This is a genomic window from Chitinophaga sp. 01L420 (genome assembly GCF_056399985.1).
In genome coordinates, this window is record NZ_JBFTSK010000029.1 from 66,042 (window position 1) to 78,032 (window position 11,991).

Annotated in this window: 2 protein-coding genes; both read right to left on the reverse strand. The window is 46.8% G+C overall.

Features of this window, described 5'->3' with window-relative positions; all coding sequences use genetic code 11:
- Window positions 1-7: 7 nt before the first annotated feature.
- The gene (locus tag AC1DP6_RS23985) at window positions 8-8,638 is read right to left on the reverse strand and encodes an amino acid adenylation domain-containing protein (protein WP_477057107.1); all 8,631 of its coding nucleotides are present in this window, start codon (window positions 8,636-8,638) and stop codon (window positions 8-10) included.
- Between the two features lie 46 nt (window positions 8,639-8,684).
- Window positions 8,685-11,981, reverse strand: a complete 3,297-nt coding sequence (locus tag AC1DP6_RS23990) for an amino acid adenylation domain-containing protein (RefSeq protein ID WP_477057108.1) — start codon at window positions 11,979-11,981, stop codon at window positions 8,685-8,687.
- Window positions 11,982-11,991 lie beyond the last annotated feature (10 nt).

Below are 11,991 nucleotides of genomic sequence, written 5' to 3' on the forward strand. Positions count from 1 at the left end.
GGCTGTTTTAATTGAAAAGCTCATTAATGGTATCCAGCGTTTCCATTGACAACCCTTTGTAGGTAAGGTCGCTGGGCGTCAATTCGGTGGCTGTTCTGCCAGTACAATAGGCCACCATCTGTTGCAGACAGCTTTGGTAAGTGGTCATGAATAATTTCATGGTGGCTGATTCATATCGTTGCTGAGGGTAGATGACTGTCATCTGTAGTTCGTTGGTAACGACAATCCCGGTGATTTCAAGTTCAAAATCCCTCTCATCATCCGGATCACTGAGGAAACCTTCATCACCTTCCACCCTGAAAAAGGAGTTATCCAGGTCAGTTGCAAACTGTCCCAGGTAATTGAAACATATTTGTGGCTGCTGTGTAAAATGCATATCGCTTTTATTTGCCGGATCGGTAAGATACCTGAGTACGCCGTATCCCATTCCTTTGTCGGGGACTGCTCTCATCTGTTCCTTTACGGCCTTGATAATATGCCCCATGTCCAGCCCGGAGTCAACGGTAATCAACAGCGGATACAAGCTGGTAAACCATCCCACACTTCTTGATATATCCACATCTTCCCATTGGTGTTCGCGGCCATGTGATTCCATTGCCAGCAATACTTCGGCGCGGCCAAATACTTTTGCCATGGCAATAACAAGTGATGTCACGAGGATTTCAGTGATCTCTGTATTGAATGCTTTGTTGGCTTGTGTAAGTAGTTGTTGCGTTTCGCCTGCGCTTAAATTGAAAGAAAGGCGGGTTGCCGTTCTTCCGGTATTTATTCCTGACGGGTGATCAGTCGCAAAGGCGGAAATGGCATTTTCTTCCTGCGAACGCCAGAATGCTTTCTGTTCCAGTAGTTTCCGGCCGTTGCTGTATTCCTGTAATTTTCCGGCCCAATGTTTATAAGAATCTGTCTTTGCCGGAAGTGTCAGTACAGCTCCGGTTTTATACTGTTGATACAGGCTGTTTATATCTTCAAATAATATGCGCCAGGAGATGCCATCGATCACCAGGTGATGTATCACGATTACCAGTACGCTGCGTGATGCCAACAGGAATAGTCCCGGTTTCATCAGCGGTCCGTTTTCCAGATCTATGCCTGCCTGCAACTGTTCAATACTTTCCTGCAACTGCTCTTCCGGGTTAACCACGGAACGCAGATCCTGAAAGTGCATATCCAGTGGCATACTGACAAGGTTATTGAATGAAGTCACCCTGGTTTCATTCACTGCAAAAACCAGCCGGAGTGCATCGTGATGCGCCTGTATTTTTGAGAAGATGGCTTTCATCATCTCCACATCCGCCCCCATATCCAGTTGCAGTACCACCGCCTGATTATAGTGATGCCGCTGTTTTCTCGGCAGTTCGAAAAACCAGTGCTGCACAGGCGTAAGAGGTACTTTTCCCGTTACAGGGGCATTGTCTGCCACCCTGGTCGTTTTCTTCAGTATAGTGGCGAGATCACTGATATAAGGATACTGGAGAATATTACGCAGCTCCAGTTTATAACCAGCTACCTGCAGGCGTGAAAGAATCTGTATAGCTTTGATGGAGTCTCCTCCCATTTCAAAGAAATCATCGTAGATGCCGATTTCCTCCCTGTTAAAGACTGTTTTCCAGATACCTGCCAGCAGGATCTCCTTATCGTTACGGGGCTCCTGATGCCCTTTATTATCCTGTTTACCTGTGCGTAGTGCCGCCAACGCTTTCCGATCGGTTTTTCCGTTAGGCGTCAGGGGTAGTTTATTTGTTGCTGTGAATTGTGCCGGCACCATATAACCGGGTAGTTTATCCAGCAAAAAAGAACGCAGTTCGTCGGTAACTGTGCCGTCTTTCATTACGCAGTAAGCGCTGATAAAGGGACTGCCATCGGGTCCTTTTTCCAGGATAACGGCATTTTCAGTTACAGCCGGATGTTTCAGCAATACCTTTTCTATTTCACCCAGCTCAATACGATATCCTCTTAATTTAATCTGGTTATCGGTACGGCCGATGATCTCCAGGTTACCGTTCTGCCATCTTCCGATATCTCCCGTGCGATACAACAGCCCGGGTGAAAGTTTCCGGAACGGATCCGGAACAAACCGCTCCCGGGTCAGCTCTTCCCTGTAAAGATATCCTGCCGCCACCCCTTCGCCTCCTATATATATTTCTCCGGGAATGCCTTCCGGTACAAGATTCATGTGCATATCCAGCACGTAAATGAGCGTATTGGCTACCGGCCGGCCGGCATTAACCGGTTCATGCGGAGCAAGCCGCGCAACCGTTGACCAGATAGTTGTTTCCGTAGGTCCGTATACGTTATACACTGTTGCATTTGTGCCGGCGTGAAGGTCACGCAATAGTTCTTCCGGCAAGGCTTCGCCGCCGGCAATTATTTTCTTCAGTGATTGTAGAAATAACCTGGAATTATTATCCGCCCACAGATTTTTCAATAAGGAGGGAGTGGTTTGAAGTACCGTGATGGCAGGCTTGTTGGTATCCTGACTACCTCCGCTATAGTTTTCCTTAAAGATGGCAAGCGTTTTTAATCCCTCCATTATTTTATCATGCGCTATTCCAAAATCTATCAGGCAGGCTATTTCTGTCACACCCACAGCAGCAAGCTGCTGTACAATGCTGTCGCAGGAATCGGGCGTACCCAGCAATGCAGCGGTTTGCCAATAACGGTCAAATGCCAGTTGCGCTACTTCTTTCCACCATTCACTGGTTTCTTCTTTACTCTCCTGATCCCTGTTAAGGGTGGCGGTGATACGTTGCCGGAGATCAGCATTGGATAACAGGTATTCTTTGAAAGGCGCTTCCACCTCACGTCTTACCTGTTCCATATCTTCTCCCAGGAAGGTATGCAGCATGATAGAAATACGGGCTTTTTCCACAGAATGCCCATTGTCTGCCAACGCCTGTTTATAGAGACGGATGTTCTTATCCAGCTCTTCCAGGTCCTGCCCGAGAAAATGCGTAAGAATATTGGCGCCGATTTCTCCTGCACGCTTGAAGGTATCAGCGCTTCCCGAACTTGTTAGCCAGACTGGTATATCTGTTTGCACAGGCGCGGGGAATATCTTTATAGCAATCTCTTTACCCAGCCCGTTTTTCCTGTGCAGAAGTCCTCCCTTCCAAAGTGTCTTAAACGCTTCGATCTGCGTATACATCTGTGCTTTCCGGTCTGCAAACGCTTCAGGGTTAAACACAAAATCATCCGCATGCCAACCGTAGGTCATAGACAGAGATACCCTTCCTCCTGATATATTATCTACTACTGCCCATTCTTCGGCAGCACGCACTACATCATGCAAAGGCAGGACAAGACTTCCTGCGCGGATATTCAGATGATGCGTTTTTGCTGCAATAGCCGCGCTGATCACAGCAGGGTTGGGAAAGATTCCTCCAAACTGGTGGAAATGTCTTTCAGGCGTCCATACTGCTTCAAAGCCGTTGTTATCGGCAAATTCCACGGCATCAAACAATAACCGGTATTTATCTTCTGCCTGTTCCTGGTAACTGGCAAAGAAGAAAAGACTGAATTCCATCCGGATTTTATCGCTGCTCTTCAGGAAAATATTGAAGTCCTCTACCTGACGTATCTCCTTTTTTATCACAATGCCGGTTCCCCTGCACAGTGTCCAGAAAAGTTCCAGTATGGATATATCAAAAGAGATAGACGTTATAGCCAGCAATGTATCACCGGCATCCAGTCCCAGTGATGCATCCATGGCCGTGAAAAAATTCATGAGATTGAAATGCCGGACCATCACACCTTTGGGCGTGCCGGTGGAACCCGAAGTATAAATCACGTAGGCTGCATCTTCCGGCGCTGCACCTCCTGAAATATCAGCCGTATCAAATGACTGTAATTGTCCATCAATATTTTCAGGTGAGATAACAACCGCCGCAATGCCTGACAGCAGCGGTTCCTGGTCCGTCAACAACAAAGCACAACGGCTGTCTTCCAGTATAAACCGGATCCTGTCTGCAGGATACTCCGGATCTACCGGCACCCAGGCAGCGCCGGCCTTCACAATGCCCAACACACCGGTTATCATCAGTACTGACCGATCTGTCATCAATGCCACCAGGTCACCTTTGCCTATTCCCTTCTGTTGAAGCAAACGGGCAATACGGTTTGACTGTTTATTTATTTGTTCATAGGTAAATGTTTCCGCTCCGTCCCATACAGCTACCTTATCGGAACAGGCGGCCGCCATTTTTTCAAAAAGTTCTTTTATAGTAATGTCCCGCGGATATGTTACCTCCGTCTTATTCAATACTTCAATCAATCTTCGCTGCTCCTCTTCACCCATGTATGAAATACGATGGATGGATACACTGTCATTCTCAATACCAGCCTTCATCATCGCCACAAAATGACGGGAAAGTCTTTCTATATAAGCATCGCTGAAAAGATCGCGGCTGAATTCAATATTTGCCTGCAATTCTCCCGCATATTCATAACAATAAAATGCAAGATCATACTTGTTACTCCGGCTGTTCAGTGTAAAGGGCTGTATTACGGCGTTGCCCAGGCCGGACAGGTCACTGTTTTCTATAGATGTATTGTCAAAAGACAGCAGGATATCGAACAGCGGCGACCTGCTGATATCGCGGTCAGGATTAAGCTGATTCACCAACATATCAAAAGGATACGCCTGGTGCGCAAAAGCCGACAATGTGGTTTCTCTTGTTTTTTCGAGCAACTGCGCATAGTTGTCATTTTCACCGATATGTGTACGGAGCGCCAGCAAATTCAGGTAGAATCCCACCTGCCCTGCAAGCTCATCGAGCTCTCTTCCGGCAACAGGTACGCCTATTACAAAGTCGTTCTGCCCGGTATATCTATATAGCAAGGCATCGAGCGTTGTCAGCAGCACCATAAACACTGTTGCGCTCTTTTTCTCAGCATATGCTTTCAATTGCGCAGTAGTCGCTGCATCTATCACCAGCTGAAAAGCGCCGCCCTTACCCGACCTCACCGCCGGACGCGGATAGCTGGCTGGTATATCCAACACAGGCAAATCGTCAGCGAACTGCTCCAGCCAGTATGCTTTATGCACGGCATGACTTTCCAGTTGCAACTGCTGATGCTGCCATGCAGCGTAATCTTTGTATTGAACAGATAAGGACTGCCAGGGAATCTCCCGGTTATCTATCAGGCATTCGTAGCATTCCCGGACTTCATTCATCAATATCCGTAAAGACCATCCGTCCGAAATAATATGATGCATGGTACATGCAAACAAGTGCTCGTTGTCCGACAAACGCGCCATACGCACCCTCAGCAATGGGCCGGTCGATAGATTAAAAGGCGTTATTGCGCTACCTTCTATCCATCGTCTTACCGGTGAGTTTTCATCACCGGGATTTTCTTCTCCCTCAAATGCTATGTATTCCCAGTCCATCCGATCTTCGGAGAAGGGATGAATAACCTGCACCGGTTCATCCTTATCCGTGGAAAAGGTGGTACGCAAACTATCATGCCTGGAAATGATTTCGGCGAAAGTTTGTTTTAATATTTCCGGTTGCAGTGCTCCATGGATGGTATAGGCCACCGTCATGTTATAGGCGCCGGTCTGTCCATCTAGCTGATCCAGCACCCATAACCGCTTCTGGGCAGGAGAAAGCGGATATACATCGCTTTTCTCCACGGCAACTATAGGTCGATAGCCGCTTTTTCCGAGTGTAGATATATATGCCGACAGCTCTCGGATAGTTGGATTACTCAGGTATTCCCTCAATGACATTTTCACATGTAATTCCTTATATATCCTGGATATAATGCGGATAGCCCTGATGGAATGCCCTCCAAGTTCAAAAAAGTTATCGTTGATGCCGATCCTCTTTTCTTCCATTACTTCCTGCCACATCTTTGTAAGCTGCCATTCCAGCAATGTATGTGGAGGCTGATACAACGATTTACGGCTGTAGTATGTAGCAGGATCTGGCAATGCGCTATAGTCTACCTTACCATTGCTTGTAAGCGGAAACGCGTCCAGCCGGACATAGTAGCCCGGAATCATATACACCGGGAGATAACGTTTTAGAAAGGAGATAATATCCCCATCATCCGGTACAGCAGGCCCTGCATAGTAAGCCGTCAGGCGGGAGCGATCAGCGCCCGTAGCCACCACTGTTACCTGTTTGATTCCCTCAAAGCGCAGCAACACTTCTTCGATTTCAGCGGGTTCAATGCGATATCCCCGGATTTTCAGTTGCCGGTCGATACGACCTATATAGTCAATGTCCCCCGTTTCCAGCCACCTGCCTGCATCTCCCGTTTTGTACAAACGCGTGCCGGGCCGGAAAGGATTCTCTCTGAATTTTCCGTTGTCTGCATCCGTTGCATTCAAATATCCATGCGCAAGCACCTCTCCCCCGATACAGATCTCCCCTGTTACACCTACAGGCAGCAGTTGCATAGATTCATCCACTATGTATATATCAGCATTTACAATAGGATGTCCGATTGTTATCTTCTCATCTGCTGATTTTATTTCTTTTACAATACAACCTACCGTGGCTTCCGTAGGGCCGTATTCATTGAATATGCGGAGTTGCGGGTTCAGTTTTCTAAGCAGCCCAACCTGTTCCCCGGTAAGTGCTTCCCCTCCTACAATGGCCAACGCTACATCCGTTGACAGGATACCGCAGCTACTCAACATACTGATATGTGAGGGCGTTAACTTCACCGTATGAATGCCTGACCCGGGGCGGAATATAGTAGTCAGCGCATCCGACATTTCCGCTGCTTCAACAATTACAATGGCACTGCCACGCAATAGTGGCGAAAAAATACTGGTCAGCGTCAGATCAAACGATAAGGACGTGAAAAATGCAAATGGCTGACCGGCTGCATTCTCAAAGTAGTACCGGTTAGCCCAGTTCACATAGTTGGAGAAACTGCGTACGCCAACCCTAACGCCTTTGGGCTTGCCCGTTGTGCCCGAAGTATAAATTATATAAGCAACATCATCATCACTATACACCTGACCAACGGTATCCACAGGTGATTGCTTTATCAGTGCCCATTGATCCGGCAGTGATATCCCGCGGAGATGTGCTATATCAAAATCATTGAACAATGAAGCGTCTGTTGCCAGCCACACAACAGCGCCACTATCCTCCACAATATATTTCACCCTGTCGGCCGGATAATTAAATTCCAATGGAATGAATGCCGCCCTTGCCTTTAGTATGCCGAGTATACCGATAACGGTCCATTCAGACCTACCCATTAACAATCCTACATGATCTCCGGGTCGGACTCCCTGTTCATGAATAAGATAATATGCCAGTTGATCTGACATTTCATGTATGTCCCTGTAGCTGAGCACTCCACCGGCAAATATCAGCGCCGGCTCATCAGCATAGCGTCCCGCCTGCTCACGCAGCATAGGTACAAGGGCTTCTATTGGCTCCTGCTGCACTGCAAAGTTGAGCTTTTCCATCATCAACGTACGTTCTTCGCCGGAGAGAATACTGACGAGGCCAACTGCCTGATCGGGATCTGCCAGCACATTACTGACAAATGCCAGCAACTGATTGCGGAGGATAGCTACTGCAGTAGATGTAATATGGTTTTCATCAAAATACCAGTTGATATACAACCCTTTTTCATATATCTGTGCAAATGCTTTTACAACAAAATTTTCATTTTTGACCAACAACTGTCCAATCTCAAAATTAACCTCCTGTGTTTTTATTTTTTCACGGCAGTCGAGATATTCATAGCCCGCGTAATAGGCGGGCCTGTCTTCGTTTGTAGTAATCACCGGATCAAATCCTTCCTTCCAGGTGAGTATGCTTCCATACAGCTCTCTGGATCCGGCGAGCAATGTTGTAAACGTTGCGCCTTCTGCCACCGGAAGATGAAAAGGCAATGTCCTGGACATATTTCCGATACCAGACAACAGGGGCGCATAATCCCGCTCATTTATCACATATCCGAAATGAATTGCGCCGCGGGTATACCGATGAAGTAACCCGGCGAAACAAGCAGCTAAAAATGACTCCGTATTACATGCATGCCTTTCGCAAAACTGCAGGATCTGTTCGTTCAATCCTGCGTCCACAGCCGATTCCATTACCTGTATATTCGGTGCTGCCGCGGATATTCTCCCGTAGGGAAATATTTCGGAAGAAAACAAAGCAACGTCGTGTTCTTTCCAGAACGCACGTCCCTCCTCTTCCGGCATGTCCAATAGTTCCTGCTGCCATGTTGCAAATTGCCCATATTGCAGGGAGATATCGCTTACGTCTTCATCTGCGTATAGTCGTGCGAGTTCTGAAACGATATTCAGGAGGGAAACGCTGTCTGTTGCCAGCAGCGGAAGACGAAGGGTCAGTTGGTGCTGTTGGGCAGATTCCTCCTGCAGTTCCGCCTGTAATACCTGCATATGTTGCAGATAACCCGGTTGGAAGGGTTCTACTACCTGGATGGGATAGGCATTGTTATCCTGAACACGGTACACGGTGCGCAGTATTTCATGTCGTTCCACCAGTTTATCCAGGCAGCGCATGAATTTCGTAGTATCGAGCGAGCCTTCAATGCTGACGGTACACTGTCCATAATAATCGCCACCGCTGCGCATAAGCTGGAAGGACCGCTTTTGCTGCGGAGACAACGCATAAGTTTGATTAGATTGCTCCATATTGATCTCTGAAGTATTTATCACGCTATGGTTTGTTACAGCGTGATCATGATTTCATTAAACGCTGCAGATTGCGTAAGCGGACATGTTCCCTCGCCGTTTCCTGTCCATTTAATTTACGCGAGGCATAGGAGGTGGCTATATCTCCCATTTGCTGATGGGGATGCCGTAATATATTGTTCAGGACAAAAATTAGGTCTTCTGCCAGCGAAGCCACGGTAGATTCTCTGAATATATCCTTATTGTATTCAAAGTAGCATTCAAGATGCTGTTGCAATAGCACCGCCTTTAAGCAAATATCACTTTTCACCGATCGGTGGCCGGTATCCAGTTCCGACAGTTGCGTACCATCTTCCAGTTGAATCGATGCAACATCGAACAGCGAATCAATATTGTAAAAATGGAATCCTGCATCGAAAAGTGGATTACGGCTGCGGTCCACCGGAGCATTGATGTCGGTTACAATACTATCAAAAGGATACAGTTGCCGTGCATAAGCCTCCATCGCAACATGCTTGACTGTTGACAACAATTGTTCAAAGGTATTTTCGTTGTTAAACCTGACCAGCAGCGGAAGCGTGTTGACGAAAAAGCCAACCATATCCTCCCATTCCCTTTTCTCCCTTCCGGCTACGGTAATACCAACTACTATTTCCTGCTGACCCGTACGGATATAAAGAAGCATATAGAACGCAGCAAGCAATATATCGGAAACCGTTACTTCGCACTGCATACTCATTTCCCGGAGTTGTGCTACCATATCCTGATCAACGGCAAACGCATACATCGCAGCATTAAATGTTTGTTTCGGAGGACGGGGGAAATCTGCCGGTAGCTGCACCGGCGCCACCGGCCTGCTGAACTGATTTTTCCAGTACCTGCTGTACCCTTCATGGTGCTGCGAAAGATGTTCACTCAGCCAGGCAACATAATCCCTGTATTGCAGCGTAGTCAAAGGCAACAGCGGATCTGTTTTCTTTAAACCTGCATTATACAATAATATTATCTCTTTAAATATGATCTCCATCGACCAACCATCGCATACAATATGATGCATAATAAAAGACAGCACATGTTCATCATTGCCGGTACGATAAAGGCTAAACCGGAGCAATGGTCCCGTTTTCAGGTCGAAAGGCACCGCGCTTTCTTCCTGTAATATTTTCGCCAGCGCTGCCTCCGGATTATCAGATGATTCTGGTTCTATCGCATCCAGACTGAAGCTAAAATATGCTGCTGGTTTTATTTCCTGTTTCAGTTCTCCGTCAACAAAGGCAAAAGTCGTACGGGCACTTTCATGCCTGTTGATCACTTCCAATAATGCGTTTTGCAGTATACTGGTGTTGAGTGGTCCTTTTAACCGGTAGGCCACCGGAATATTGTATACATCGCCTGCTTCCTGCTGTTGATGCTGCAGCCATAATCTGAGCTGGCCGTTTGATACATCATAGTATTGTTGTTCCCCGGTTCTGGTAACTGTTGCGGTATTTCCTTCCGACAATGTTAGTATTAATTCCGCCTGTTGCTGAATAGTAGGATGACTAAAGATATCCATAATTTTCAGCGCTGCACCCAATTCAACGGAGATACGGGAAGCCAGTTGAACAGCCCTCAGCGAGTGGCCTCCTACCTGAAAAAAAGAAATATCCCTGCTCATCTTGTTCATCCCCAGTATGCCGGTCCATATTTTTTCAAGCGCTACTTCGGTATCATTGACAGGTGCCTTAAACTCCAGGTCGTTCATCAAAAAACCTTTATTGAGGGTTAACGAACGCCGGTCTATTTTTCCATTGGAAGTAAGCGGAAATTCCTTCATCTGAATAAGATATCCAGGAAGAATATTCCTGTTCAACAATGTTTCAAGATGGGCTCTCAATTCATCTCTGCCAACGTTTGCGCCGGTATAGTAACAGATGATCTCCTGTTGATTATCACTGTTCTTATGTGCTTTAACGACTGCTTGTTCAATACCCTCTTTCTTTAATACCGCCTGCTCTATTTCACTTAACTCTACTCTTACCCCGTTTACCTTTATCATATCATCAAGACGCCCAAGTACTTCTATCCGTTTATCTTTCAGATAGCGTCCCTGATCTCCGGTCTTATACACAATATCCTCTCTGTCCGCCACCAGCGGATTCTGAACAAACACCTGTTTTGTCAGTGATTCATTACCGTAATAACCTTTTGATACAAATGGTGTTTTGATGTAGATTTCTCCGATTTCCCCCGGCCGGCAGATATTTTTCCCGTTTAATATTACTACAGAAGTATTGTCAATAGGTTTGCCCACAGGCAATATTGTAGCGGTGTCCCCGCTTACTTCCCCTATCCGTTCAAACACTTTTATCAGCGTTGTTTCCGTAGCTCCGTACAGGTTAACCAACGCCGTATTTTCTCCCGCCAGCCCGCGCCACTGCAATACATCACGTGCGTAGAGCACCTCACCTGCCAGCAAAATATATTTGAGATCCGGGAAATTATATCCGGTACCGCTGGTTTTCTGCATTTCCTTTGTAATCGCTCTGAACAGGGAAGGAACACAATGTATCAGGCTTATTTTTTCAGATATGATCCACTGAATCAGTTGATGTAGCTGCTGTCTTGTTGCTTCCGGCGGAATACAAAGCACTCCTCCGGAACAAAGCGGCGTGAGTATATCCCGCAGGGAGGCATCGAAGGTAATCTGCGTAAGCTGGCTCACCCTGTGCCTGCTGTCGATCCCAAATTCCTTTATTTCCCAATGAATGAAATGACTCAGGCTTTCCTGTTTTCCGAGTATAGCTTTAGGATGACCGGATGACCCGGATGTATAGAATATATAGTTTCCATCTTCTCCGCTGGAAATCAGTTCAGGATTATCTGCACGCAGCATTCCGGTATCAATTATCATCGGGTGATATTCCTCATTCAGGCGATGCTGCACCGTAAAGCCGTACGATTCATCCATCACCACCAGGTAGTCCACCCAGGTACCTATCCTGTTCTGCAGCTCGCATACGCGTTTTTCAGCTTCCTGCTGCACGATCAGCACCGGCGGAAAAGAGCTGTCAAATATCTGCCTGAATCTTACATCGGAAAAGTCGTTGGATAACGGAAGATATATGACGCCTGCCTTGAAAACTGCCAGCATAGACATTACCTGTTCGATACCAGGGTCCATCAGTACACCGGTGATTTTATCTCCGTGCCAGGAAATACTTCTTAAGAAATGAGCGAGCCTGTTGGCAGCTATGTTCAGCTCCCCGTAAGTTATTTCGCTGGTGCCTTTTCGGATACCAATATTATCAGGATACGCTTTGGCTCTTTCTTCGAAAACCGTATGTATTATTTTTTTGTCCATAGGTCGATGA